Consider the following 26039-nt stretch of genomic DNA (forward strand, 5'->3'; position numbering starts at 1 on the left):
CTCCGTCGGATGGTGCGCGGTGGTGCGCAGTGGTGACGTGCGGGACGCGTCATGCGAAGGGTGGGGACCCGCGAGGAGTCCCCACCCCTGACGAGCGTCCGGTCCCGCCCCGGGCGAACCCGAGGCGGCACCGGCCGAGCTCAGCTGTTGAGGATCTGCTCGATCTTCGCGTCGAGGTCCTCGGCGACCGTCTTCACGTCCTCGCCGTTCGCGATGCGCGTGAAAGCCGTCTGGAGGACGTTCTGCGCCTCGACGTCGGCCCACTTCGGCGACACGGGCGTGACCTGCGTGTTCATCGCTGCGTCCACACCGGCCTGAGCGATCGGGTTGTCCGTCGGCACCTTGTCGGCGAGCGAGGTCTTGGCCGGGATGAGACCGTTCTCGGCGAGGATCGTCTGGTACTCGTCGCTCATCATGATCGCGTAGGCCTTGACGGCGAGCTCAGGGTTGTTCGACTTCGACGCGACCGCGAGGTTCGAGCCACCACCGAAGACGGTCGCGGTACCGCCGTCCTTGCCGGGCAGCGGGAGCGCGGTGAGGTCCGAGCCGTAGGTCGACTCGCAGCCCGGCGTCTCCGCGTCCTCCGGGGCCTTGATGGACCACTGGATCCACGTCGGGGCGGACAGGTATGCGACCTTGCCCTCGCAGAACGGCACCTGGAGGTCGGTCTCCTGGCCGTCCTTCGGTGCGTGCGAGGCGTTGGCCATCAGGTCGGCGACCTGCTCCATGCCCTTGAGGCCGCCCTCCGAGGAGAAGCCCGCCTCCCACGTGCCGTCCTCGCCCTGCTCGGCGATGAAGCCACCGTTCTCCCAGATGAAGGGGAGAGCGTTGTACCAGTCCTGGCCCGGCCAGTAGAGGCCGGACACGTCGGGCGTCGTGAGGGCCTTGGCGCTCGCGACGTACTCGTCGAGCGTGGTCGGCACCGCGGCGTCACCCGTGATCTGGGGCGAGTAGAACACCACGCGCGAGCCCGCGTAGTACGGCAGCGCGTAGTGCTTGTCCTCCCACGTGCCGGCCTCGACGAAGGCGGGCAGGAGGTCGTCGCCACCGTAGGACTCGAACTCGTCAGCGGTGATCTCGCGGAAGTAGCCCGCGGAGGTGAACGCGGCGGACTGCGTGTTGCCGACCTCGACGACGTCAGGGCTGTCGGAGCCCGAGAGCGAGGTCGTCAGCTTGTCGACGAGGCCCGTCCAGGACTGCTCCTCGATCGTGAGGGTGCTGCCCGGGTTCTCCTCCTCGAACGTCGTCTTGAGGTAGTCGCGGGCCGCGTCGGGGGTGTCGGAGCCCACGAGCCAGACGCGGACGTCGCCGGAGGCGGACTCGCCGTCGCCGGAGCCGTTGTTCCCGCTCCCGCCGGTGCTGCAGGCGGTCAGCGCGAGCGCCAGGGTGATCGTCGAGGCCACGGAGGCGGCGACGAGACGGTTCCTCTTCACTGGGTGCTTCCTCTCGGTGATTCTTGGTGGTGGCGGCGATGCCCCCACCGGAGGTGTGGCAGGAGTCCTGCGTAATCGAGCGTGTGCAGGGGTGCTGCTGTGTTACTGCGTTCCTGGGGGTGCTGCACTGGGGGTCCCAGGAGGCCTGAGGGGCGGGTCGTGGCCCGCGCCCCGGTCGGGCAGAGCGGGTCAGTCGGAGCGTCGTCGGCTCACGAGACCCCCAGCTGTCCGGAGAGGACGAGGACGGCGGCCCCAGCGAGGACGACGTCTTCGTCGAGCGTGGCCATCCGCACCTGCAGCCCGCTGCCGATGACCGGCATGGTGCGGGAGCGGATGGTCTCGAACGCCGACTCGCGCAGGGGGCCGTCGAGCAGGTCCGCCGGACCGCTCACGAGCACCTCCGCGAGGTTGAGCGCACTGACGACAGGGGCCAGGGCGATGCCCAGCGTCCTGCCCACCGACGCCAGCACGGCGTCGGAAGCCTCGGTGTCGAGCCCGTCCACCGCGCGGCGCAGCGCCGGCACGGACAGGACGGTCTCCAGGCACCCGCGACGCCCGCAGGCGCACGGCTCGCCGTCCTCGACCACGGTCACGTGGCCGAGCTCGCCGGCGGCGTCGGCGTGCCCGTGCACGCGTGCGCCGTCGACCATGATGCCGGCGCCCACGCCCTCGCCCACGGTGAGGACGAGCAGGCCGTCGCCGGCCGCTCCCCCGAACGTGAACTCGCCGAGCGCGGCGATGTTGGCGTCGTTGGCGACGTGGACCGCGAGCCCCAGCCGCTCCGTGAGCTGGGCTGCGAGCGGGACGTCGTACCAGCGCCGGTTCGGCGCCTCGATGACACGGCCCTCGGCGTCGACGACGCCGGGCGACCCGATCCCCACGCCGATGACCGGCTGGGTCGCGGACGCGATGAGCCCGCGGCAGAAGCGCATGAGGAGGTCGACGAGCTCGGTGCCGGTGCGGCCGTCCACGGCGAGGCTCTGCCGGACGACGAAGTCGCCCGTGAGCGTGACGACGGCGCCGCGCAGGACCTCGTCGTCGGTGAGGTCGACGGAGACGATCTGGTAGGCGCTCGTGCGCATGCCGACGAGGATCGCGGGCTTGCCGACACGCTGGCCCGGGCGGACGCCGAGCTCCTCGACCAGGCCCTCGGCGATGAGCACGGACACGAGGTCGGAGATGGTCACGCGAGTGAGGGACGTGGCGCGCGCGAGGTCGGCGCGCGACGTGGGCCCCTCGTGGAACAGGTGCTGCAGCACGAGCGACCGGTTGTGGGCCCGAGCGTGCTCGGGGAGCACCTTCGAGGTCGGCCTGAGCCCTGTGCTCAGTCGCCTCCTCGGTGCGCCGGTGCCGGTGACTGCCGTTGTCATGTTTGTTAGTAGACTGCCTTTACTAAGTGGCTGTCAACTCCCTCTCGGCTTCGTGACCGAAATGTAGCCGAGGAGGTCACGACGCGGGACCTTGGTCCCACGGCCGCCCGTGTCAGGGAGCCGCGGCGATCCAGCCCCGCGCCCCGGCGTGCTCGACCGAGCGGGACGCGACCCGCACGGCGTCCTCCAGCGCGAGGCGCCACGACGACCCGCGCGCCACCGCCGCGGCGAACGCGCCGTGGACCACGTCGCCCGCACCCAGGGTGTCGACGACGCGACCCGGCTGCGGGACCGCGACCTCGTACCTCTCCCCCGCGTCGAGCACCTCGACCGGCAGCGGACCACGGGTCCGCGCGACGAGCCGCGGCCCGAGCGCGGCGACGGCGTCGAGCACGTCGTCGGCCGCGACGCCGGGCGGCCGGAAGTCCGCGGACACGACCACGGCGTCGCACAGCCCGATCATCGCGGGCGCGTCGGGCTTCCAGGAGCCTCCGTCCAGCACGACGACGCACCCGCGCTCCCTCGCGCGGCGCGCGACCCGGAGCGCGAGCCCGGGGTGGTGGCCGTCGAGCAGCAGGACGTCCCCAGGGCGGAGCGCGTCCAGCAGGCCCGTCGTGCTCTCCGGCACGACGAGCGACGCGTCCGTGAGGTCGCCGAAGCCCGACGCGTTCGTGCTCACGACCGCACGCTCCCCGGTCGCGCGGGTGACGAGCACGGTCGAGACCGCGGGCTGGGCCCGCCCGGCGGCGTCGGCGGCGGCGTCGACGAGCGCGACGCCCGCCGCCTCGAGCTCGGACCGCACGACCGCGGCGAGGGGACCGTGACCCACGGCGGTCACGAGGGTCGTCGGGACGCCGAGCCCGACGGCGGTCGCCGCGGCGTTCGCGGCCGGGCCGCCGAACGTCGCGGCGAGGGACCGCGCGACGACCTTCTCGTCAGGTCCGGGCAGGGCGTCGACCACCTGGACGACGTCGAGGGTCACGAGTCCGCAGCACACCAGCACGCGCCCATCCTCGCGCGCGGACGGACCCGTCCGCACGACGCCGGGCGGCGGTCGGATCACGGTCAGTTCACAAGACGGTCACGATGTGGGTGCGGCTGTCCGGTTCGCGCGGTTGGCCCCCTACCCTCGCACCATGCGGACCACTCGCCCTCTCGCCGTCGTCGCCGCGCTGGTGCTCGGCGGCGCGCTCCTGGCCGGCTGCTCCGCGACGTCGGGAGACGGCGCGTCCGACTCCGGCGCGGGGTCCGAGGCGGCGGTGGTCGACGGCACCGACACCTCGTCCGGCGCCTCCGCCGGTATCGCGCCCGGCGACGAGGACGCCGTGGTCGAGGCGGACCGCGAGATCGTCACCACCGGCTCGGTGACCGTCGTCGCGAAGGACCCGTCGGCGGCCGCCGAGCAGGTCGCCGAGCTCGCGGAGAGCGCGGGAGGTCGGGTCGAGAGCCGTCGGCAGTCCGAGCCCGAGGGCGACGCGCGGCCCACGGCCGAGCTGACGGTGCGCGTGCCCGCGGCCCAGACGACCGCGACCGTGGACGCTCTCGGCCAGGTCGGCGAGGTGCGCGACCTCGCGATCGAGGCGGTCGACGTGACCGGCACCGCGCGCGACCTCGACGCCCGCGTCGCGGCGCTCACCACGTCGGTCGAGCGGCTGCGGACCCTCATGGGCGACGCCGCGACGACCGCGGACCTGCTCGCCGCCGAGCAGGAGCTCACGACCCGCCAGGCGGAGCTCGAGTCGTTGCAGTCGCAGCGCGCCGCGCTCACGGACCAGGTGTCGATGTCGACGCTGCACGTCACGGTCGTGCAGGTGGCGCCGACCGAGCAGCTGGCGCCCGGCGGCTTCCTCGGCGGGCTGCAGAACGGCTGGAACGCTCTGCTCACGACGCTCAACGGCCTGGTCGTCGTCCTCGGCGCCCTGCTCCCGTGGCTCGTCGTCGCCGGTCTCGTGCTGCTCGTCGTGCGCTGGGTGCTGCGCCGGGTGCGCCGGCGTGCACAGGACGGCGGCGCTCCCCCGGCCGACGACGGCGGCACGGGACCGGACGACGACCCGGGGGCGCCGACTTCGGGGCGGGAGCCGCTCGTCGGGGCATCCGCCCGTGACTGAGCCCGTCGCTCGCGACGGCGCCGGGCGCGTCGCGCGCCTGTGGGCCGACGACGAGGGCACGGCCCGGCTCGCCGGGCACCTCGTGACGCGCGTGTGCACGCACTGGGACACGGTCGGGCCGCAGACGTTCCCCCGGCACGTCAACCCGGAGCCGCGCGTGCAGTGGCGGGCCCACCTCGACGGCGCGGGCGGCGACGAGGACCTGTACAGCGACGACCCCGGCGCGCCCCCGCTCCCTCGTGACGACGACGCCCGGCTCGAGGTCAGCGGGCGACGGCTGCGGCTCGAGTGGCTCGACGGCGACGAGGCGTCGGCGGCCTGGGAGCGCTACGGCTGGTGAGATCTACCGAGCGCCGGCACGACGACGGCCCGCACCCCGGGAGGGGTGCGGGCCGTCGTCGCAGGGGTGGAGGTGCGGGGAATCGAACCCCGGTCCGGTGACGCCGATCGAGGACTTCTCCGGGCGCAGTCTGCTGTCGTTTTTCTCGGCCCCCGCACTCACGCAGACAAGATGCGGACGGGCTCAGTCACCTGAAAGTCCCCGCAGCCCCGGTGACGAGGACTGCGAGCAGTGGCTCTCTAGATGACGCCAGGATCCGAGTCGAGAGCTAGCTCGGGCTGACGGACTTCGGGGCTCGCTCAGGCGGCGAGGGCGAAGTCGGTGCGCTTGTTATCGGCACCTGTGTTTTGCAGACATCGTTGACGAGATGAGTCTGCATCCTCGGCCCGCTTCTCCTCGAAGCACGACCACCGTCGAAACCGATCACCCCCTGTGCAGTTGTCAAGCACTGCGCGGCGCCCGGGCGGACCCGGACCTCGTGCAGCAGGTCCAGCCTACGCGATCAACGCCGTGCCCCGCACGGATATTTCCGCGCGACGCGGGCACCGGCGGTCTCGCCGCCGGTGCCCGCGTCGCGGCTACTTCTTCCGGCTCAGCGAGTCGACGAGCAGCCCGCCGGCGATCCCGAGCAGGAAGACGTCCTTGGCGAGCCCGGTCCCCTGCTCGGTGGGCCGGACACCATCCTCGCGCGTCATGCCCGGGGTCTTGAGGTACATGCCCACGAGGCCGGCCGAGAAGACGCCCAGCCCGACGGCGACGAGCCCGGTCGGGACGAAGGGCGCCACGAGCGCCGCGCCGAGTGCGATCTCGGCGGTCGACAGGGTCTTGGTGAACTGCTTGGGCTCGACGTCCCCGAGGAACGAGTACGTGCCGGCGGCCATCCCGTGCAGTCCCTGCGCGGTCTCCTCGTCGGCACCGCGCTTGCTCAGGCCGGAGTTGAGGATGTACGCCCCCGCCGCGAGGCGCGGGATGTACTGGCGGAGCTTGACCATGGGGCCTCCTGGTTCGCGGTCGTCGTCTCGCCCTCGACCGTACGTCGAGGGCGACCGCGTCACCAGCGGGTAGGGCCGGCGTCGGGCACAGGACCGCGTGCGGGACGCCCTGCGCGGCGTCAGCGCAGCTCGCGCTGCCGCATGGCGCGCTGCGCCTCGCGGTTGTCCTGCTTCTCCCGGAGCGCCTGCCGCTTGTCGTACTCCTTCTTTCCGCGCGCGAGCGCGATCTCGACCTTGGCGCGGCCGTCGAGGAAGTACAGCGCGAGGGGCACGATCGTGTGCCCCTTCTCGCGCGTCTTGGACTCCAGGCGCAGGATCTCCTCCTTGTGCAGGAGCAGCTTGCGCTTGCGCCGCGGGGCGTGGTTGTTCCACGTGCCCTCGGTGTACTCGGGGATGTGGACGTTCTCGAGCCAGGCCTCGCCGCGGTCGACCGCGACGTAGCCGTCGACGAGCGACGCCCTGCCCATCCGCAGCGCCTTGACCTCGGTCCCGGAGAGCACGATCCCCGCCTCGTACACGTCCTCGATCACGTAGTCGTGGCGTGCCTTGCGGTTGCTGGCGACGACCTTGCGGCCGCTGTCCTTCGCCATCCGTGTCCTACCGTCCTTCGTCGCTGTCGGTGCTGTCCCCGGGATCCGTGACGTTCGTCCGGGCGCCCCAGCGTACGGGTGCCCGACGACGCCTGGTACCGATTATCCCCCGGGTGCGGTCAGCGCAGCACGGACATCGGGTCGATCGTCGACCCGTTGACGTACACCTCGAAGTGCAGGTGGCACGCCCCCGAGAGGCCGGTGTTGCCCGAGTACCCGATGACATCGCCCTTGTTGACGGTCCGGCCCGACGACACGGCGAAGCGGGTGAGGTGGTTGTAGCTCGTCATGAGGTTCTTGCCGCCCACCGTGCCGTGGTTGATCAGCACCTGGTTGCCGAACCCGTTGCGCCACTGGGCGTGGACGACCGTCCCGGGCCCGGCCGCCATGATCGGCGTGCCGCAGTAGGCCCGCAGGTCCGTCCCCGCGTGCAGCCGGTAGTAGCCGAGGATGGGGTGCAGCCGCATCCCGTAGCTCGACGTGACGTAGGGCACCGCCGTCGGGTACGACAGGAAGCTCGAGATGCTGCCGCGGTCGCCGCCGGAGGACGAACCACCACCCCCACCGCCGCCCCCGCCGGAGGACGACCCGCCGCCGCCACCACCGCCACCGCCACCGCCGCCGGACTGCTGGCTCTGCTGCTGGCGGCGCGCCTCCTCCTCGGCGGCCTTGCGGTCGCGCTCGGCCTGCTCCGCGATGATGCCCTTGATCTCGCTCTGCAGGGACTGCTGCGCCGCCTCGTTCTCGGCGACCTTCGCCTCGGCCGCAGACTTGCGCTCCTCGATCGTCGCCTTCTTGGCCTGCTGGTCGACGATGAGCTGCTCGACCTCGGCCTTGCGGTCCGCCGCCGCCGTGCGCGCAGCCTCTGCGGCGACGAGGTTCTCGTCCGCCTGCTGCTTGAGGTCGGTGACGGTCTCGCGCACCGCCTGGAGGCGCGCCTCGCGGTTGCGCGACACGGACTCCGCCTCGAGGAGCTCCTGGAGCGAGCGGGACTGGCTGCGCGCCGCCGTCGAGGAGACGGCGTACTCCGCGATGAACTCCTCGGTGCTCTGCGCACCCGTGACGATGCCGAGGCTCGAGACGTCGCCCTGACCGCGGTACGCCTGGCGCGCCATCTCGGCGATGCTCGACTTGGCGTCGGCCACCTCGGTCGCGCCGCGCTCGATCTCGGCGCTGATAGCGGCCTCCTGGCCCAGCGCGTCCTCGAGCCGCTGCGCGAGCAGCTCCGCCTCGCGCTGCGTCCGCTCGACCTCGGCCTGGGCGGCGTCGAGCTCGGCCTGCGCGACGGGCAGCCGCGCCTCGATGGCCTGGAGGTCCACGACGGCCTGGGCGAGCGCCGAGTCCGTGTCCTCGAGCTCGGACTGGAGCTGCTCGCGGTTGCCGAGGATCTCGGACTGGCGGCGCTCCGCCGCGGCACGGCGGTCGTCGATGTCGTCGGCGGAGGCCGAGGAGACGCCGCCCACGAGGAGCAGGGTCGTGGCGATCAGAGCCGCTGTCGCGCGGCGGAGGTCCCGGGTCATCTCACACCCTCGTGTGGCGGTTGAGCGTGACGACCGAGGACACGGCCGCCAGCAGGAAAGCGATCCCGACGAGCACGGGTGCGATGCGCAGCACGTCCGCCTCGTCGACGTAGGCCACCCACGTCACGGACTGGGACAACCAGTCGGTGACGAGGTACTTCACCCCGACCCAGAGCCCGCCGACCGCGAGGACCGCGCCGAGCACGGCGGCGATCGCCCCCTCGAGCAGGAACGGGAGCTGGATGAACAGGTTCGACGCCCCGACGAGCCGCATGATGCCCGTCTCGCGCCGTCGGCTCAGCGCGGAGAGGCGGATCGTCGTCGTGATGAGCAGCACGGCGGCGAGCAGCATGACCGCCGCGAGACCGGCCGCGAGCAGCGACGCGCGGTTGAGCGCGAGGAAGAGCGAGTCGAAGATGCGACGCTGGTCCTCGACCACCTCGACGCCAGGCCGCCCCGTCACGACGTCGTTGACGACCTCGTAGTTAACCGGGTTGGTGAGCTTGAGGCGGAAGGACGCCTGCATGTCGTCGACCGTGAGCTGTGTGCCGAGGTACCCGTCGGGGTAGCGCTCGGTGAACGCCGCGAACGCGTCGTCCTTGGACTCGAAGTACACCGTCTGGATCTCGTCGCCGAGCTCGGAGTCGAACAGGTCCTCGATCGCCGCGATCTGCTCGGGCGTGGCCTCGCCGGCCGCGCACGTGGGCGACGGCGACCCGGCCGGGCACAGGAAGACGGACACCTCGACCTTGTCGTACCAGTCGTCCTTGAGCTTGCCGATCTGCGCCTGGAGCAGCAGGGACGACCCGACGAACGTCAACGAGACGAAGGTGACGAGCACGACGGAGACCGCCATGGAGACGTTGCGCCGGAGGCCCTGACCGAGCTCCGCGAGGATGAACTGGAGTCGCACGCCGCTCACTCCCCCGCGTTCGCGTCGACGCGGCGACGCGTCGAGCGTCGCCGGGGCAGCGGGGGTCGCCCGGGCGCGTCCGCCACGGGCGTCGCACCGGTCGTCGTGCCGGGCGTCGACGCCTGGTCCGCGGTCTCGGCGGGGGCCTGCCCGGACCGGGACGCCGGGTCGGGCGCCGCGGTCGGGCGCGCCGCGCGTCGCACGACGGCGGTCGGCGCCGACTCGGGTGCCGCGGCGGTGGTCGTCGGGTCGGGGATGACCTGACCGCGCGCGCCGTACGACCCGTGCGCCTGGTCGCGCACGAGCGTGCCGGTGTCGAGCTCGACGACGCGGCGGCGCATCTGGTTGACGATCTCCTCGTCGTGCGTCGCCATGACGACGGTCGTGCCGGTGCGGTTGATGCGGTCGAGCAGGCGCATGATCCCGAGGGACGTCGTGGGGTCGAGGTTCCCGGTCGGCTCGTCGGCGAGCAGGATCGGCGGGCGGTTGACCATGGCGCGCGCGATGGCGACGCGCTGCTGCTCACCACCGGAGAGCTCGTGCGGGCGGCGCTTCTCCTTGCCGGCGAGCCCCACCATCTCGAGCGTCTCGGGCACCGTGATGGCGATGGTGTGACGCGGCTTGCCGATGACCTGGAGCGCGAAGGCGACGTTCTCGAACACCGTCTTGTTGGGCAGCAGGCGGAAGTCCTGGAAGACCACCCCGATCTGGCGGCGCAGCTTGGGGACGTTCCAGCTCGACATCGACCCGAGGTCGCGGCCCGCGACGAAGACCTTGCCCTTCGTCGGGCGCTCCTCGCGCAGGACGAGGTGCAGGCACGTCGACTTGCCGGAGCCGGAGGCGCCGACGAGGAAGACGAACTCGCCGCGTCGGACCTCCAACGACACGTCGTCGACGGCCGGCCTCGCGCCGCGCGCGTAGACCTTGGTGACGTTCTCGAAGCGGATCACAGCGGCACGTTCCTCGGGTCGGGGGTCGATCCGTGGACGAACGAGGTTCGTCGCACGATCCCGAGGGTAGGCATGCGTCTCCGGCCCGACGGGGTGGACACGCCGCACCCGGGCGCATCGATCCGTTGCTCGGATCAATCGGCCCGGGGCGGCCGAGGAGGGTCAGGCGTCCTTCTGCACCCCACGGCGCCAGCGGATCCCGGCCTCGATGAAGTCGTCGATGTCGCCGTCGAACACCGCCGAGGGGTTGCCCACCTCGTGCTCGGTGCGCAGGTCCTTGACCATCTGGTACGGCTGCAGCACGTAGGAGCGCATCTGGTCGCCCCAGCTCGCCTTGATGTCGCCCGCGAGCTCCTTCTTCTTCGCGTTCTCCTCCTCCTGACGCACGAGCAGCAGGCGGGACTGGAGCACGCGGAGCGCGGCGGCGCGGTTCTGGATCTGCGACTTCTCGTTCTGCATCGAGACGACGATGCCCGTCGGGATGTGCGTCATGCGCACCGCGGAGTCCGTCGTGTTGACCGACTGCCCACCCGGGCCCGAGGACCGGAACACGTCGACCTTGATCTCCGACTCCGGGATCTCGATGGAGTCCGTCTGCTCGATGAGCGGGATCACCTCGACCGCCGCGAACGACGTCTGGCGACGGCCCTGGTTGTCGAACGGCGAGATGCGCACGAGGCGGTGGGTGCCCGCCTCGACCGACAGGTGGCCGAACGCGTACGGTGCCTTCACCTCGAACGTCGCGGACTTGAGCCCGGCCTCCTCCGCGTACGACGTGTCGAGGACGGTCGTCGGGTAGCCGTGGCGCTCCGCCCAGCGCAGGTACATGCGCAGCAGCATCTCGGCGAAGTCGGCCGCGTCCACGCCGCCGGCGCCTGCGCGGATCGTCACGACGGCCTCGCGCGCGTCGTACTCGCCGGCGAGCAGGGTGCGGACCTCGAGCTGGTCGAGGTCCTTGCGGATGGCGGCGACCTCGTTCTCGGCCTCGACGAGGGTGTCCTCGTCCTCCATCTCCTGGCCCATCTCGACCAGGGTCTCGACGTCGGCGATGCGCTGCCCGAGCTTCTTCACCCGGTCCAGCTCCGACTGCGCGGCGGAGAGCGCCGACGTCACCTTCTGCGCGGCGTCCGGGTCGTCCCACAGGTCGGGCGCCGACGCCTTCTCCGAGAGGTCCGCGATCGTCGCGCGCAGCTCCTCCGGGTCGCTCACGCTCTCGATGGACTCGAGCGTGCTCCGCAGCGCCTTGATCTCGGACGGGAAGTCGATGGTGGCCACGAGGTTCAAGGTTACGCGACCCCGCGCGCGGTCGGCGCCGTCGCGCGAGGGCACGGCGACGGTTCCGCGCAGGGTCTCCTCGCCAGGTCCGCGCGTGGGACCGCCGCGGGGGTCGGCGCGGGGTTGGGCGCCGTCGGGCGAGGCCCGCCCGACGGCGCGTCGCCGTCAGTCCTTCGTGCCGCCCTGCGCGGCGGACCCGCCCGTGGTCGACGAGGCCGGCTCGGTGGTCGTGGCCTGCTGGCGGCCCTCGTCGCGCGCCTTCGCGAGCATCGCCTCGAGGCGCTGGCGCCGGCGCCGCCGGTCGTCCCGGACGCCGAGGATCACGACGACGACGATCGCGAGGAGCAGGAGCTGCGGCCACGGCACCGCCCACGTGGTCACGGTGACGGTGACCGGGTCGAGCGGCGCGTCGACCTGGTCGTCGCCGACGACGGTCGGCGTCACGGTGATCGTCGTGCTGACCGGTCCGAGCGGCCAGACGTCGGCGAACGCGACCTTGCTCCGCAGCGAGCCGCCCGGCAGGACCTCGCCGAGCGGTTCCGCGGCGGCCTCGTCGACGAGGGCGCCGAAGAGGGCGGACGTCGCGACCTGGCCCTCGGCGCCGAGGCGCACGTTGCCGTCGTTGGCGACGTCGTAGGAGACGGTGAGGTCGCCCGCCGCGAACGGGTTCCACGAGGGCGCGTAGGACGCCTTGACGCCCTCGACGGCGAGCGCGGGCTGGATCTCGCCGGTGACGCGCGTCGTGACGCGGAACCCGACGCGGCTCTCGACGCCGACGCTCGTACCGCCCTCGCCACCGCCCGTGCTCGTGACCGACGCCGCGATGCCCGCCGGGTGGTCGCCCGGGGTGGCGTTCTCGGGGACCGTGATCGTGTACGGGACGACCACCGTCTCCTTGGGGCCCACCTCGACGCTCTCCTGGACGGTGAACCACGTCCCCGCGTCGGTGGACTCCTGGTCCGAGGAGAGCATGTTGAATCGCCCGTTGGCGGTGAGATAGCCGTCCGCGGCCTTGAGCGCGAACGTGGCCGGCACGTCGCTGAAGTTCGAGACGGCGATGTGCTCCTCGACCGTCGTGCCCGGGTCGGCGACGAGGTCGACGCCGCGACGCCCGTCGGGACCGTTCGCGTCCGCGGGCTTGACGCCCCACGTGATGCGGTCCTCGGTGTCGAGGGGCAGCGCCGTCGACAGAGCGCTCACGACGTCGCTCTGCGCGCTCCCGAGGCCGGCGTGCGCGCTCGTGGCGGCGGTCGTCGCAGACGCGGCGACCGCGAGCGGGGTCGCGGGCAGGAGGCCGAGGGCGAGGGCGCTCGCGGCGAGGACGAGACGACGCCCACGACGGCGGGACGACCTCCCGGTGCGGGCGGGGTGCGTTGGTGCGGGGATCACGCAGGGGCTTCTCTCCGTACGACGACGGGTCGCCCGCCCCGCAGACCGTGGTCGTGCGGGACGGTGCGACCCGTCGTGTGACTACTCGGTCGGTGCCCGGTCGGGACCGGTCACCGGGACGTCGGGACGGCTCAGTCCTCGAACAGGGACAGCGTGATGGTCGAGTTGTACGCGCCCGGCGCGACGTCCTCGCCCGTGCGCAGCGTGAGGTTCGCGCCGGCGGTCCAGGAACCCTCCGGGTTGACCTCGGCCGAGTCGAACGTCGAGACCAGGAGCTCCTGATCGACGAGACCCGGGCCGTCCTCGAGGGCCGGCTCGACCGGCTCACCCTCGGAGACCAGGCCGGTGTCGCCACCGTCGACGAGGGTGGGGGCCCAGCCGAGGTTGTCGGCGCCGATCTCGCCCGCGTCGCCCGTGAAGGCGGACGCGCTGCCCAGCACGTACCAGTAGGCGCCCTCGGGCACCTCGGTCCGCGTGTCGGTGACGGTGACCTCCGGGAGCGCGCCGTTGAACTCGCGCGTGCCCTCGACCGACGACTCGTCGGCCTCGGTCAGCGTGGTCGAGTTCGCAGCGACCGTGAGGGCGAGGTTGCCCGGCTCCACGTTGGACTCGATCTCGACGGAGACGTCGACGTTCGTGTCGTCGCCCACCTGGTCGGCGGAGGCAGCGGACGCGAGGGCGACCGTGCCGATGAGCATCGCGCCGAGGGCACCCCCGGCGACGAGCTTCTTCGTTGCTCGTGCGTTCATGTTGTAGCTCTCCATCGTTGGAGTTGTTGTCGGACCGGATCACCATAGCGGCGAACCCAGGGTTTTGACAGGGTCGGAACAGAAGTGGCCATCCAAAGTTAAGGAAGTGAACAAAGGCGCGGGAGCGCGCTCACGCGACGTTGCGGCATTCCTTTCCCTGGACGTTCTTCGTCGAAAAGCAACAGGTGCTCACCACGCTCTGGCACGTGACTCTGCACGCACGATGATGCCATCACTCCACGCCCCGGTCACCCAGCTGATCATCGCGGGTCGCGCCCGCGCAGCGAGGCCGACCGACGCCGTGCGCCCGTCTCCGGTCGACGCGTCGGTCACCACGACCTCGCTCAGACCGGCGAGCGCCTTCGGGTTCCGGGCGAGATAGTCGTCGACGTCCGCGCGGATCCCGGCGTCGGTGAGTGTGAGGACGGCACCCTCGACCGGCGGCGCGGCGCCGCCGGAGTAGAACGTCTCGTGGGTCGTCGAGTCGGCCGCCGTGAGCGCGAGCGCGTCCGCGAGCTCGTAGAGCCGCTTGCGCTCGAGGTGTACCTCCGAGGCGCTCACCACCACCGTCACGAGGAGGAGCGCGAACGCGACGAAGGCGCTCGTGAGGAGCATGATGCGGCCGTCCTCCTCTCCGTCGTCCGATCTCCGCAGCCGCCCGACGAGCGCGGCCGGCCCGCGGACGACGGCCCCGGACCGTCGCCCGGGACCGAGTCCGAGTGTGCCCCCGGGTGTCGGGGTGCCCCGAGCTGTCACCGTGACGAGAGATGTCGAGGCGCCCACGGGCGTCGGGGTGCCTACGGGTGCCGGCGTGCCTGCGGGCGCCGGTGCGCCTCCCCGTGTCGAGGCGCCCAGGGGCGACGGGGCGCTCACGGGTGTCGAGGAGCTCACGGCCGCCGCGCCGCGTACGCGTCGACGGACGCGACATGCCGCGCCTCCACGGGGACGGAGAGCGGGACGACCCCCCGCACGAACTCGGGCACGAGCGGGAGCGGCACGTCGAGCCGGACGTGCGCCGTGACCTCGCCGCCCGGTTCCAGGCAGCGTTCCGACGAGCACGCGATCCTCAGGCCGCCCGGGGTCGGGGCGAACCCCTGGTCGCCGAGCGCCAGGGTCACGGCCGCCGAGGCGAGCCGGGCGCCGTCGTCGGACGACGGCGCGGTGACGAACGCGCGCGCCGCCTCGCGGGAGGCGCCCTCCACGGCGAACGTCGCCGCCTGCACCCGACCCACCGTGAGCACGAGGTAGAGGACCGGCAGGAGGAGGACGAGCGCGACGCCGAGGAACTCGACGACCGCGCTCCCCCGGTCCGCGGACTGCCCTGTCAGCCTCGTACGGAGCCGGAGGAGCGCGTGCCTCACGGAGCCTCCTCCAGCGCGTGACCGCGGACGGTCAGTGCTCCGGCAGGGCCGAGCAGCCCGACGACCGGGAGCGGGGCGGTCACCGTGACCTCGACGACGGGAAGACCGTCCACCACCGTCTCGCGCGCGACGACGTCCTGCGCGTACCGCGCCGACAGCGCGGACACGACGAGATCGCGCGTGCGGTCCGCGCCGTCGCGCGGGCCACGGTCCGCCCGGCCCGCGACGCGGGCGCCTTCCGCCGCACAGTCCACCAGCGTCGCGCGCACGTGGACGGCGAGCGCGACCTGGACCACCCCGAGGAACAGCACGATCACGAGGACGGAGACGAGGGTGAACTCGACGACGGCGGAGCCCCGCTCCGGATCGTCGACGCCGGCTCCCGGACCACCGCGACCCTCCACCTCAGGGGGCACCGACGCTCGAGATCGCGTTGCTGAAGGCCTGGGTCAGCGCCGGCCCCGCGACGGCCCACAGGGCGATCACCAGTCCCGCCGTCATCAGGGTGATGAGCACCCAGCCCGGCACGTCACCGCGTTCCCGGTCCTGCCCGGTCAGTCGCCCGAGCACGCCGCGCGCTGCGGCGCGCACGGCCTGGTTCCCTCGGTTCCACCCCTGCATGGCTCTCCTTCGTGGTCGGTCGATCGGTCGTGCCGGACGGTCGTGCCGGACGGTCGTGCCGGACGGTCGTGCCGGACGGTCGTGTCTAGAGTTCGTGTCGGCTCGTGGGGACGTTCGTGGCTGCTGCTCAGAAGCCGACCCGCAGGGTCGCGAGCGACGGGAAGACGGCGAAGACCACCGTCACGGGGAGGATGAGGAAGACGACGGGGACCATCATCACGACCTCCTTTCTGCCACCCGCCTCCATGAGCGCGCGGCGACCCGACTCGCGCACGTCCTGCGCCTGCGCGCGCAGCACGTCGGCGAGCGGGGTCCCCCGTTCGACGGCCACCGCGACCCCCTCCGCGAAGCGGGTGAGGCTCGGCAGCCCCGTGCGGTCGGCGAGCTGCTCGAGCGCCCGCGCGAGCGGGGTCCCGGCGCGCACGGTCGCGAGGGTCGTGCGCAGCTCCCCGGAGAGCTCGCCGTGCGCGGTGGTCGCGACGCGCTCGAGCGCGGCGACCGGTCCCTCGCCCGCGTTCACCGCGAGCGCGAGGAGCTCCGCGACCGTGGGGAACTCGGCGAGCATGCGCTCCTCCCGACGTCGCACGGCGCGGGTCAGCGCGTGGTCGCACGCGAGCACCCCGCCGGCGCCGCACAGCAGCACGAGGACCAGCAGCGCGGCGGCCGACGACCCCCGCGTCGCCGCGAGCAGCACCGCGAGCGCCGTCCCGCCGCCGAGCCCGACGACGCCCCACACGAGCTGCCGTGCGCGGAACTGCTCGACGCTGCGGCCACGACCGGCGCGGTCGAGACGGCGCCGGACGTCGGACGCCGTCGAGCCGAACCGCTCCAGCGCGCGGCCCGCGTCGGCGAGCAGCGGTGCGAGGAGGCGTTCGAGGGTCGGGAAGGGTGAACGTACGGGGTGGTCGCGCAGCAGCACCGACGTGCGGTCGTGCGTGCGCAGGTAGGGTGCGAGCCGCTCGTCGAGGCGGATCGCCCGCCCTCGGAGCCCGGTGAGGACGAGGAGGACGCCCAGCCCGCCGAGCGCGCCGATCACGGCGCCGGTCCAGGACACGTCGACGGCACTCATCGCAGCACCCGCTCCTCCTCGGGCAGCCGCCCGATCCGCAGCATGAGCTGGTAGGCCGCCGCCGAGCAGGCCGCGCCCGCGGCGAGGACGAGTCCGCCCGTCATCGAGTTGTACGCGGCCGCCGTCTCCGGGCGCGTCGCGAGGAAGCCGAGCACGACCCACGGCCCGGCGACGGCGAGCCGTGCCCCGTTCACGGTCCACGACTGCCGGGCCTCGAGCTCGCCGCGCGTCCGGACGTCCTCGCGCAGGAAGGTCGAGAGGGTGCGCAGGAGGCGACCCAGGTCGGTGCCGCCGACGTCCCGCGTGATCCGGAGCGCCTCGACGATGCGGTCGGCGACCGGGTCCGCGAGCCGGTCCTTGAGCAGGTCGAGGCACTCCCCGAACCGGCCGGAGGCGCGGTAGTCGCGCGCGAACTGGGTGAACGGCTCGCGCAGCTCGACGGGACCGCGCTCGCCGAGCTGACCCACGGCCTCGGGCAACGACAGCCCGGCCCGCACGCCCGAGGACAGATGGTCGAGCACCTCGGGCCAGACCTCCCGCAGTCGCGCACGCCGCCGACGCGCGCGGGAGCGCACGAGGAGCGCCGGTGCACCCGCGGCGATCACGGCGAAGTACGTCGCGATCGTCCAGGACCGCGCGAGCACGGTCCCGACGAGGAGCACGACGAGCCCGACGCCGACGCTCGCGACCACCAGGGCGCCGGGCGTCACCGCCGGTGCACCGGCCTGGACGAGCAGGTCCTGGGTGCGTGCCGCCCACCCGTCGGCACGCCGCACGCGCGGGGGCCCGGGCGCCCAGAACGACCACCAGACGCAGAACAGCCCGGCGCCGAGGAGCAGTCCTACCGCCACGCCCACGGTCACCCCACCCTCGTCGGCGCGGCGCCGTCGAGCACGTCGGCACCGGCCGGCCCGGGCCGCAGGACCGCTGCCAGGTCGATGCCCGCGCGGACGAAGCGCTCGGCGCGCGGCGGGAATCCTCCGGCGCGCACCAGACGGTCGCCCGAGCGGACGAAGATCTCCGCGGCCTCCACGACGCCCTGCTCGACGCGTCCCGTCACACCGAGGATCTCTCGCACGCCGCGACGCCCGTCGGCGTCGACGCCCAGGTGCACGACGAGGTCGATGGCGGCCGCGACCGTCGGCACCACGAAGCGGTCCGACACGTTCTCGCCCGCGAGCAGGGGCAACGTGCACATCTTGGTGATCGCCTCCCGCGCGGAGTTGGCGTGGATCGTGCACATCCCCGGGACTCCCGCGTTCAGCGCGACGAGCAGGTCGAGGCTCTCCGCCTCGCGGACCTCGCCGATGACGATGCGGTCCGGGCGCATGCGCAGCGCCTCCTTGACCAGGCGTCGCAACGGGATCTCCCCCGTGCCCTCGAGGCTCGGCTGCCGGCACTGGAGCGACACGACGTCGCGCACGGCGAAGCGCAGCTCGAACACCTCCTCGCACGTGACGACGCGCTGCGCGGGCGGGACGGACCCGGCGAGGGCGTTGAGCATCGTCGTCTTGCCCGCCTGCGTTGCCCCCGCGACGAGGATGTTCAGCCCGGCGCGCACGGACGCGTCGAGGAACGCCGCGGCCTGGGGCGGGAGCGCGCCGAGCCGGACCAGGTCGTCCAGGTGCGACGCCCGGACGACGTGCTTGCGGATGTTCACCGCCCACTCGCTGCGCGTGACGTCGGGGATGACGACGTGCAGCCGTTCCCCGCCCGGGAGGCACGCGTCGACGAACGGGCTCGACAGGTCGAGCCGGCGCCCGGACGACCGCAGCATCTGCTCCACGAGGTCGCGCACCTGCTGCGCGGTGAGGATCGTCGTCGTCAGCTCCGACGTCCCGCCGCGCGCCACGAACACCTGGGAGGGTGCGTTGATCCAGATCTCCTCGATCTCCGGGTCGTCGAGGTACGGCTGGAGCGGACCGAGCCCGGCGACGGCGTCGACGACCGCGCGACCGGCGGCGGCCGGGTCGGCGAGGGGCGCGACGGCCCCGAGCGCGCTGCGCGTCTCGTAGTCCGCGACGACGTCGCGGACCAGCTGGTCGACGGCCGCGCGGTCGCGCGCGGGGTCGACCCCGCGCCGTCGGACGAGCTCGCGCACCTCGCCCTCGAGCACGCCGACGGCGTGCGTGTCCGTAGACATGTCGAGCATTCCCCCTGCTCCGTCGGCCGGCTGCCCCGCCGGTCGTCAACGATCTGCGCCAGAGAGTAGGGCATGGACGCGCCCTCGTGAACCGCCCCTGTGGACAAGGTCGCGGGCGCCCTGGAATCCCGCGCCGTCGAGGGGGGGACCGCGCTCCCTGCGTCCCACATCGTGGTCGTCGCGAGGGCTAGGGTCGGGCCATGACGGACCTCCCGCCCGGCCGCTGGCAGGCCGCCGCGCGCGCCACGGGCCTGCTCGGCTCCGACGGCGCGGTCGCAGCGACGATCTTCGCCGAGATGACGGCGCTCGCGCAGCGCACCGGGGCGATCAACCTCGGGCAGGGCTTCCCGGACGTCGACGGCCCGCTCGCGGTGAAGCACGCCGCGGTGCGCGCGATCGAGGACGGCCACAACCAGTACCCGCCGGGTCCTGGCATCCTCGCGCTGCGCAACGCCGTCGCGAGCCACCAGTTCCGCCACTACGGCCTGGACCCGGACCCGGAGACCGAGGTGCTCGTGACGACGGGCGCGACCGAGGCGCTCGCGGCGACGATCCTCGCGCTCGCCGGCCCGGGCGACGACGTCGTGACGCTCGAGCCGTTCTACGACTCCCACGCCGCGTGCATCGCGCTCGCGGGCGCGCGGCACGTCACGGTCCCCCTGCTCCCCGGGCCCGACCGGTTCCGGCTCGACGTGGACGCGCTGCGCGCGGCCGTCACCGACCGCACGCGCCTGATCGTCGTGAACTCGCCGCACAACCCGACGGGCACGGTGCTCGACCTCGACGAGCTCGACGCGATCGCCGCCGTCGCGCGCCGGCACGACGCCGTGGTCGTGACGGACGAGGTGTACGAGCACCTGACGTTCGACGACGCCCGGCACGTGCCGATCGCGACCCTGCCGGGGATGCGGCAGCGGACGATCACCATCTCGTCGGCCGGCAAGACGTTCTCGTTCACGGGCTGGAAGGTCGGGTGGCTGCACGGACCCGAGCCGCTCGTCACGGCCGTCCGCACGGTGAAGCAGTTCCTCACCTACACGTCGGGCGCGCCGTTCCAGCCGGCGATCGCCGACGCGCTCGCGGACGACGAGACCCCGCGTGCGCTCGCCGACTCGCTCGCCGCGCGCCGGGACCTGCTGTGCGAGGGGCTGGTCCGCGCGGGGTTCGACGTCGTCGTGCCGCAGGGCACGTACTTCGTCATCGCCGACGGCGCCGCGCTCGGGTTCGAGGACGGCGCCGCGCTGTGCCGCGCGCTGCCCGCCCTCGCGGGCGTCGTGGCCGTCCCCGTGAGCGCGTTCTGCACCCCGGGGTCGACGACGGCGCGCGCGCTCGCGTCGCGCGTCCGGTTCACGTTCGTCAAGAGCGCGGACGTCCTGCACGAGGCGGTGCGGCGCCTGGCCGCGCTCGGCGCATCGCGGCCCTGAGCGAGATCAGGCGCACACGCCGTCGCGCGGCTCTTCCGTCGCGCCGGCGCCCGGGTCGGTCCCGGCACCGGGGTCCGTCGCGCCCGTGCCGGGGTCGACGCCACCGGTCCCGGGGTCGGTGGTGCCCGGGTCCGTCCCTGCACCGGGGTCGGTCGCGCCGTCCGCGGGCGCCGTGGCGTCGTCGCGGGGGTCCGCGACGGGCTCGTGCCCGGGCGGGGGCGTGTCGTCGATCAGCCGCTGCCAGATCGCGTCCGCCTCCGCCGTCCACTCGACGCGGTTGCGGTCGCTCGCCGCGTCCACGACGGGGACCTGGGTGAAGACGACCTCGGCGGGCTTGATGGCCCGCAGGCTGAACGCGAGCCCGGCGAGCGCCGTCGGGTCCGCGATCGTCGGGTCCGCGCTGATGGAGCCGAGCACGGCCTCGATGACCCCGTAGAGCTGGGGCGAGTTGGTGATGATGTTCTGCGAGAGGAGCTCGCGCACCGCCGAGTCGATGAACGCCTGCTGCCGCGCGATGCGGGTGAGGTCGGAGCCCATCTCGAGGCCCATGCCGGTGCCGTGCCGTGCCCGGAGGAAGCCGATCGCCTCGTGCCCGTCGAGCGTGTGCTCGCCGGCAGGGAGGTCGAGGGTGCCGTACCGGGGGTCCTCCTTGATCGGCTCCGGGAAGCACATGGTCACGCCGTCGATCGCGTCGACCACGCCGATGACCCCGGTCATCTTGACGACGACGTGGTTGGTGATGGGCACGCCCGTGAGGCTGTAGACCGACGAGATCGTGCAGCCGGCGGCCGCCTCCATGTCGTCGACGCCGCCCGACCCGATCTGGAAGGCCTCGTTGAACATGGTGTTGCGCCGCGGCGAGGACATGGATCCGTCGGGCAGCTTGCACGCGGGCAGGTCGACGAGCGAGTCGCGCGGGATCGACACGACCTCCATGCGCGTGCGGTCGCCGGACACGTGCACGATGAACGTGGTGTCGGACCGCATGCCCTCCTCCTCGCCCGCGAGCGCCGCGTTCTCGGCGTCGCGGTAGTCCGTGCCCATGACGAGGATGTTGAGCGCCTTGCCCGCGAACGGGTCGGACGGGTCCTTGGGCGGCGCCGCGGTCGGCATGCCGACGACGTACTCGGACACGTCGCTCACCGTGATCTTCGACTTGAGGTCGAGGTACACGGCTCCGGCGCCGACGGCGACGAAGACGAACGCGCCGGTGAGGACGAGCCCGATCGCGCGGGCGACGCGGTGCGAGCGGAGCGCGCGGGCGTGGTGCGGGCCGCCGGTGGGTTTGTCCGTCCCGCCCTCCCGGGAGCGCGTCTCCTGCGTCGCGCGGGACCTCGCGCGTGCGGGCGGCGAGGCGGGGGCGGACTTCGGCACGGTCCGAGAGTAGAGGGTCGCGCGCGAAAACGTGTGCCGGACCGGCAGGAGGACATGTGAAAGGGCGGCGAAGAACGGGTCAGACGGGCGTGTGCCAGCCCCCGCGGCGGAACGCGGGCGTCGCGAGCGCGAGCACGAGGATCGACGCGACGACGGCCCCGAGCATGACGGTGGACATCGCGACGGCGTCGCCGCCGAGGACGCCGACGAGCGGGCTCACGAGCCCGGCGACGCCGGCCTGGAACGCGCCGATGACCGCGGCGGCGGTGCCGGCGATCTCGCCGTGCCGGGTGAGCGCGAGCGCGGAGGCGTTCGCGGGGATGAGGCCCTGCATCGACAGGACGAGGAACAGGGCGGCGACGATCCCGACGATCCCGCCCGCCCCGGTCAGGGCGACCACGAGGAGACCGACGGCGAGCACGCCCTGCACGACGAGCGCCGTCCGGAGCAGCCGCACGGGCGCGACGCGGCGGACGAGCGCGGCGTTCGCCTGCGCCGACAGCACGAGCCCGATGCCGTTCACGGCGAACAGGAGCGCGAACTGCCCGTGGCTGAGCCCGTACCCCTCCTGCAGGACGAAGGGCGAGCCGACGACGTAGCTCATGAGCACGGCCTGCCCGAGGCCGGGGAGCACGGCGAGCGCGACGAAGTGCCGGTCGCGCAGGAGGCCCGCGTACCCGCGCAGGACGGTGCGCGCGCCGGCGGGGCGACGGCGCTCGAGCGGCAGGGACTCGGGCATGAAGAACAGGACGATCGCGCCGAGCACGACGCCGCCGAGCGCGAGGACCCAGAAGACCGCCCGCCAGGTGGCGTGCGCGCCGATGAACGACCCGATGGAGGGCGCGAGGAGCGGCGCGAGCCCGATGACGAGCATGAGCCGCGACAGGACGCGCGCGGCCTCGGATCCGGTGAACCGGTCGCGGATGGCGGCGATCGCGACGACCGACGCGGACGCGTTGAAGAACCCCTGGAGCACGCGCAGGCCGATGAGGAAGCCGATGCTGGGCGCGAACGCGCACAGGAGCGACGTGACGACGTGCAGCGAGAGCCCGACGAGCACGGGCAGGCGCCGGCCGTAGCGGTCGGAGAGCGGCCCGATGACGAGCTGCCCGACGGCGCCGCCGAGGAGCATGCCGGACAGCGTGAGCTGCGCGAGGGAGTCGGGCGCGCCGAGCTCGGCGCCCACGTCGGGCAGGAGCGGGAGGTACATGTCCACCGTGAGCGCGGGCAGCGTGGCGAGCGCACCGAGCAGCAGGACCCAGCGGGCGGACGATCTCGGTCGGGGCACGGCGGGGTCGACCGAGGAGGGGGGCATGACTCCCATCGTAACGATTCGATCGCGCGCGGACCGGGGTCCTGGGCGTGACCCTGCTCTCCCTCGGCAACCGTCTCGGCCGCCGTGCCCGCGGAGCGGGACCCTCCCCCGTGCCCGCCCGTCGTCCCCGGCGCGAGCGTGGGTGGCGTGCGGCACGCTGGAGGCATGTGCGGACGCTATGCCTCCTTCCGGGACGCCCAGGACCTCGCGGACGAGTTCGCGATCGCCGACGTGGCCGACGACGCGCGCCTCCTCCCGCCGTCGTGGAACCTCGCGCCGACGGACCCGGTGCGGATCGTCGTCGAGCGCGCCGCGAAGGACACGGGCGAGGTGCGCCGCTCGTTGCGGCTCGCGCGCTGGGGCCTCGTGCCGTCGTGGTCGAAGGACCCGAAGGGCGGCGCACGGATGATCAACGCGCGCGCGGAGTCGATCCTCGACAAGCCGGCGTTCGCCAAGCCGTTCGGCGTGCGGCGGTGCCTCGTGCCCGCCGACGGCTACTACGAGTGGCGCGTCCTGCCCGACGGCGCGTCCCCCGCCGGGTCGGCGGGCGCGCCGGCGCGCCGGGGCAAGGTCCCCAAGCAGCCGTACTGGATCGCGCCCGGCGACGGGCGCAGCGCCGCGTTCGCGGGGCTCTACGAGTTCTGGCGCGACCGCACCAAGGCGGACGACGACCCGGACCGCTGGCTCGTCTCGACGACCATCATCACGACCGACGCGGCGCCCTACCTCGCCGAGATCCACGACCGCATGCCGCTCGCCCTGCCGTCCGACGCCTGGGACGCGTGGCTCGACCCGGCGGTCGACGCGCGGGGCGCCGCCGACCTCCTCGGGCTCGGCGGCCCGCACGACGACGTCCCCATGGTCGCGCGCGAGATCTCGACCCTGGTCAACTCGGTGACGAACGACGGCCCGGGGCTCCTCGAGGCCGTCTGACCGGCACGGGTCCTGCCGCGCGGACGTCAGCGGCCGCGCGCCCGACGCAGCCGGTCAGCCGCGGTAGGCCCACTGGAGGCGCACGGGCTCGATCGTCCCGAGGCCCTGCACCTCCGTCTCGGGCTGCGCCGTGAGCGCGAACCGCTGGTCGCCGGCGAGCAGGCCCGCCGTCTCGCGGTCGACGAGCACCGTCGTCGGGTCGGCGATGTCGACGAGGCGCGCCGCGAGGTTGACGCTCGGGCCGAACACGTCGCCGAACCGGGACAGCACGCGGCCCCACACGAGGCTCACGCGCACCGGCGGCACGTCGACGTCCTCCTCGCGGCCGCCCGCCGCGGCCAGGCCGAGCGCGACCCGCGCGCCGGTCGCGACGTCGTCGGCCACGTAGAGCACCGCGTCGCCGATCGTCTTGACGACGCGCCCGCCGGCGGCGGTGATGACGTCGCGCGCGCTCGTCTCGAAGAGCTGCACGAACTCGGCGAGCTCGCTCGATCCGAGCCCGCGGGTGCGCTGCGTGAAGGACACGATGTCCGCGAAGCCGACCGCGCGCGGCAGCGGGAGCTCGTGCTCGTCGACGGCGGTGGCGCGGGCGTCCGAGAACTCGACCGCGAACCTCCCGGCGACGGCCGCGAGCTGGCGTCGCCACGCGTGCAGGAGCTGCTCCTCGAGGACGGGCGCGAGCTCGGGGAGCCGGTCGAGCACGAGCAGGCGCGCGCTCGTGTCGTCGAGGTCGAACCGCCGCGTGAGGTGCTCGACGAGCGCCTCGACCTGCCACAGCACGAGGCGCTCGGTCGTGTGCCCCGTCGAGCGGATGAGCGTCGTGAGGGCACGCTGGTCGAGCTGCTCCTGCGCGGCGAACGCGAACACGTCCGCGAGCGCCTGCGCGTCGCGCTCGGTGAAGGCGTGCTCCTCGCCCTCGGTGAGCGGGAGCCCCAGGGCCTGCCAGTAGCCGCGGACGCGGTCCTCGTCGACCCCGGCCCGCTCGGCGAGCCGTTCGACCGTCAGGGTGCGGGGTCCGCCGAGGAGCGCCTCGTCGAGCACCGCCTCGGTCGCCTCGGCCTCGGTGGTCGGTGCGTCGCCCTCCGCGGTCGTCGCGGACGGTGCGGGGGCGAGCTCGTTCTCCGGGTCCACTGGCACCCGGCGATCCTATTCCTCGGCCGGGCTCGCCGAGATCGGCGGTCGCACGCGAGATCGGTACGCACGACCGCCGACCCGGCCTGGGACCGCCGACCTCGCGCGGGTGCGGTCGGGCGTGGGGCCGGTCAGACGTGGGGGCGCAGGTGGTGCACGTCGCCGCTGTGGTGGACGGTCGTCGTGCCGTCGTCGAGGCGGACCTCGAGGCCGCCGTCGGGGGCGAGCCCGGCTGCGAGCCCGACGACGTCCCCGCCCGCGACGCGCTCGACGCGCACGCGCGTGCCGAGCGTGGCGCTGACCTCGGCGCAGTCGGCGTCGAGCCCGGCGGCGTGCGCGTCGCCGCCGGCGTCCTGCCAGCGCGCGAGGACCTCGCCGAAGGCCTCGTGCAGCGCGACGAGCACGACCTCCCGGTCGGTCGTCGCGGCCCCCGCGAGGGCGAGCGACGTGGCCGTCGGGACGGGCAGCTCGTCGCGCCGCTGCGCGACGTTGAGGCCGACGCCGACGACGACCCCGCCGTCGGGCAGCACCTCGGCGAGGATCCCCGCGACCTTGCGCAGCGGCGCGGGCTCGCCCGCGCCGGGGTCGGGGACGAGGACGTCGTTGGGCCACTTGACGACGGCGTCGACGCCGGCGGTGGCGCGCAGCGCGCGGGCGGTCGCGAGGCCGGCGAGCAGCGGGAGCCAGCTCAGGGCCTCGCGCGGCACGTCGGGCCGCAGCAGGAGGGAGCCGAGCAGGGCGGTGCGGGGCGGCGTCGTCCACGAGCGGCCGAGCCGGCCGCGACCCCCGGGCTGGTGCTCGGCGACGAGGAGCGCGGGAGCGGGCCACGCCGCCGGGTCGCGCGCGACGGCGGCCGCGAGCTCCGCGTTGGTGGACGCGGACTCGGGCACGACCTCGAGCCGGGCGAGCGGCCCGGCGGGCGCCACGAGCAGCTCGCGCAGGAAGTCGGCCCGCAGCGGGGGTCGCTCGTCGCCGGACGGGGTCTCGGGGTCGTGGGCGCTCGCCATGCCCGCCATCCTCGCGCACGCCGCGCGCGCCG

General features: G+C 73.5%; 25 protein-coding genes, 1 other RNA gene and 1 pseudogene. 4 read left to right on the forward strand and 23 right to left on the reverse strand.

All coding sequences use genetic code 11. The features are described from left to right. Nucleotides 1-140: 140 nt before the first annotated feature. The 3 genes from ACZ4MO_RS03505 to ACZ4MO_RS03515 all read right to left on the reverse strand — a co-directional run bounded on the left by ACZ4MO_RS03505 (nt 141) and on the right by ACZ4MO_RS03515 (nt 3806). Nucleotides 141-1433, reverse strand: a complete 1293-nt coding sequence (locus ACZ4MO_RS03505) for an extracellular solute-binding protein (protein ID WP_175008064.1) — start codon at nt 1431-1433, stop codon at nt 141-143. 209 nt (nt 1434-1642) lie between these two features. Next, the gene (locus ACZ4MO_RS03510) at nt 1643-2803 is read right to left on the reverse strand and encodes an ROK family transcriptional regulator (protein WP_051027709.1); all 1161 of its coding nucleotides are present in this window, start codon (nt 2801-2803) and stop codon (nt 1643-1645) included. 112 nt (nt 2804-2915) lie between these two features. Further along, a complete protein-coding gene (locus ACZ4MO_RS03515; RefSeq protein ID WP_175008216.1) occupies nt 2916-3806 on the reverse strand; it encodes a PfkB family carbohydrate kinase in 891 nt (296 codons plus the stop codon). 133 nt (nt 3807-3939) lie between these two features. Here ACZ4MO_RS03515 and ACZ4MO_RS03520 point away from each other — a divergent pair, with 133 nt between their 5' ends. Together ACZ4MO_RS03520 and ACZ4MO_RS03525 are read left to right on the forward strand one after the other, a co-directional pair. Further along, nucleotides 3940-4911, forward strand: coding sequence for a DUF4349 domain-containing protein (locus tag ACZ4MO_RS03520; RefSeq protein WP_175008063.1), 972 nt, complete (start codon nt 3940-3942; stop codon nt 4909-4911). Continuing rightward, entirely contained in the window at nt 4904-5251 is a 348-nt protein-coding gene (locus ACZ4MO_RS03525; protein WP_175008062.1) for a hypothetical protein, read from the forward strand. The genes ACZ4MO_RS03520 and ACZ4MO_RS03525 overlap by 8 nt, the downstream gene beginning before the upstream one ends. A 64-nt stretch (nt 5252-5315) precedes the next feature. Here ACZ4MO_RS03525 and ssrA read toward each other — a convergent pair. From ssrA to ACZ4MO_RS03605, 16 genes and pseudogenes are all read right to left on the reverse strand, one after another. Beyond that, nucleotides 5316-5682, reverse strand: a transfer-messenger RNA (tmRNA) gene (gene ssrA / locus ACZ4MO_RS03530). Nucleotides 5683-5829: 147 nt separating this feature from the next. Next, on the reverse strand, nt 5830-6243 hold the full coding sequence (locus ACZ4MO_RS03535) for a hypothetical protein (protein WP_021482408.1): 414 nt from the start codon (nt 6241-6243) through the stop codon (nt 5830-5832). 119 nt (nt 6244-6362) lie between these two features. Continuing rightward, the gene (gene smpB, locus ACZ4MO_RS03540; protein WP_021482407.1) at nt 6363-6833 is read right to left on the reverse strand and encodes an SsrA-binding protein SmpB; all 471 of its coding nucleotides are present in this window, start codon (nt 6831-6833) and stop codon (nt 6363-6365) included. 119 nt (nt 6834-6952) lie between these two features. Next, nucleotides 6953-8353, reverse strand: coding sequence for a peptidoglycan DD-metalloendopeptidase family protein (locus ACZ4MO_RS03545; RefSeq protein ID WP_175008061.1), 1401 nt, complete (start codon nt 8351-8353; stop codon nt 6953-6955). 1 nt (nt 8354) lies between these two features. After that, on the reverse strand, nt 8355-9266 hold the full coding sequence (gene ftsX, locus ACZ4MO_RS03550) for a permease-like cell division protein FtsX (RefSeq protein ID WP_175008060.1): 912 nt from the start codon (nt 9264-9266) through the stop codon (nt 8355-8357). Nucleotides 9267-9538: 272 nt separating this feature from the next. Next, nucleotides 9539-10216 (reverse strand): annotated as a pseudogene (gene ftsE / locus ACZ4MO_RS03555) (cell division ATP-binding protein FtsE); the annotation flags it as partial. Nucleotides 10217-10378: 162 nt separating this feature from the next. Beyond that, nucleotides 10379-11491, reverse strand: coding sequence for a peptide chain release factor 2 (gene prfB, locus ACZ4MO_RS03560; RefSeq protein WP_175008058.1), 1113 nt, complete (start codon nt 11489-11491; stop codon nt 10379-10381). A gap of 165 nt (nt 11492-11656) precedes the next feature. Further along, a complete protein-coding gene (locus ACZ4MO_RS03565) occupies nt 11657-12880 on the reverse strand; it encodes a DUF916 domain-containing protein (RefSeq protein ID WP_222592349.1) in 1224 nt (407 codons plus the stop codon). A 131-nt stretch (nt 12881-13011) separates the two neighbouring features. Beyond that, entirely contained in the window at nt 13012-13629 is a 618-nt protein-coding gene (locus ACZ4MO_RS03570; protein ID WP_175008057.1) for a hypothetical protein, read from the reverse strand. A gap of 189 nt (nt 13630-13818) precedes the next feature. Next, on the reverse strand, nt 13819-14244 hold the full coding sequence (locus ACZ4MO_RS03575; RefSeq protein WP_255437025.1) for a hypothetical protein: 426 nt from the start codon (nt 14242-14244) through the stop codon (nt 13819-13821). A 272-nt stretch (nt 14245-14516) separates the two neighbouring features. Beyond that, nucleotides 14517-14990 carry a TadE/TadG family type IV pilus assembly protein gene (locus tag ACZ4MO_RS03580; RefSeq protein ID WP_175008056.1) on the reverse strand — a complete coding sequence of 158 codons (474 nt, stop codon included), beginning with the start codon at nt 14988-14990 and terminating at the stop codon, nt 14517-14519. Continuing rightward, entirely contained in the window at nt 14987-15406 is a 420-nt protein-coding gene (locus ACZ4MO_RS03585; protein WP_255437024.1) for a TadE family protein, read from the reverse strand. Before ACZ4MO_RS03585 ends, ACZ4MO_RS03580 begins: the two co-directional genes overlap by 4 nt. After that, the gene (locus ACZ4MO_RS03590; RefSeq protein ID WP_175008055.1) at nt 15396-15611 is read right to left on the reverse strand and encodes a hypothetical protein; all 216 of its coding nucleotides are present in this window, start codon (nt 15609-15611) and stop codon (nt 15396-15398) included. The genes ACZ4MO_RS03585 and ACZ4MO_RS03590 overlap by 11 nt, the downstream gene beginning before the upstream one ends. Nucleotides 15612-15738: 127 nt before the next feature. Beyond that, the gene (locus ACZ4MO_RS03595; RefSeq protein WP_175008054.1) at nt 15739-16680 is read right to left on the reverse strand and encodes a type II secretion system F family protein; all 942 of its coding nucleotides are present in this window, start codon (nt 16678-16680) and stop codon (nt 15739-15741) included. Beyond that, nucleotides 16677-17543: a type II secretion system F family protein gene (locus ACZ4MO_RS03600; RefSeq protein WP_499278604.1), complete on the reverse strand. Its 867-nt coding sequence runs from the start codon at nt 17541-17543 to the stop codon at nt 16677-16679. The genes ACZ4MO_RS03595 and ACZ4MO_RS03600 overlap by 4 nt, the downstream gene beginning before the upstream one ends. Next, entirely contained in the window at nt 17540-18832 is a 1293-nt protein-coding gene (locus ACZ4MO_RS03605; protein WP_499278605.1) for a TadA family conjugal transfer-associated ATPase, read from the reverse strand. Before ACZ4MO_RS03605 ends, ACZ4MO_RS03600 begins: the two co-directional genes overlap by 4 nt. A 191-nt stretch (nt 18833-19023) precedes the next feature. On the opposite strand from ACZ4MO_RS03605, the gene ACZ4MO_RS03610 reads away from it, so the two are divergent. Further along, the gene (locus ACZ4MO_RS03610) at nt 19024-20247 is read left to right on the forward strand and encodes a pyridoxal phosphate-dependent aminotransferase (protein ID WP_175008053.1); all 1224 of its coding nucleotides are present in this window, start codon (nt 19024-19026) and stop codon (nt 20245-20247) included. A 6-nt stretch (nt 20248-20253) separates the two neighbouring features. Here the strand turns inward: ACZ4MO_RS03610 and ACZ4MO_RS03615 are convergent, their stop codons facing one another. After that, nucleotides 20254-21621 (reverse strand): LCP family protein, encoded by a 1368-nt coding sequence (locus ACZ4MO_RS03615; protein WP_499278606.1) that lies wholly within the window; start codon nt 21619-21621, stop codon nt 20254-20256. Between the two features lie 79 nt (nt 21622-21700). Further along, on the reverse strand, nt 21701-22936 hold the full coding sequence (locus ACZ4MO_RS03620) for a Bcr/CflA family efflux MFS transporter (protein ID WP_175008051.1): 1236 nt from the start codon (nt 22934-22936) through the stop codon (nt 21701-21703). A 165-nt stretch (nt 22937-23101) separates the two neighbouring features. On the opposite strand from ACZ4MO_RS03620, the gene ACZ4MO_RS03625 reads away from it, so the two are divergent. After that, a complete protein-coding gene (locus ACZ4MO_RS03625) occupies nt 23102-23869 on the forward strand; it encodes an SOS response-associated peptidase (protein ID WP_061267671.1) in 768 nt (255 codons plus the stop codon). A 54-nt stretch (nt 23870-23923) separates the two neighbouring features. On the opposite strand, the gene ACZ4MO_RS03630 is transcribed toward ACZ4MO_RS03625, so the two are convergent. Then, the gene (locus ACZ4MO_RS03630) at nt 23924-25006 is read right to left on the reverse strand and encodes an adenylate/guanylate cyclase domain-containing protein (protein ID WP_499278607.1); all 1083 of its coding nucleotides are present in this window, start codon (nt 25004-25006) and stop codon (nt 23924-23926) included. A gap of 125 nt (nt 25007-25131) precedes the next feature. Beyond that, nucleotides 25132-26007 (reverse strand): biotin--[acetyl-CoA-carboxylase] ligase, encoded by an 876-nt coding sequence (locus ACZ4MO_RS03635; RefSeq protein ID WP_175008050.1) that lies wholly within the window; start codon nt 26005-26007, stop codon nt 25132-25134. Between the last annotated feature and the right edge of the window lie 32 nt (nt 26008-26039).

The organism is Sphaerisporangium cinnabarinum, assembly GCF_055567015.1.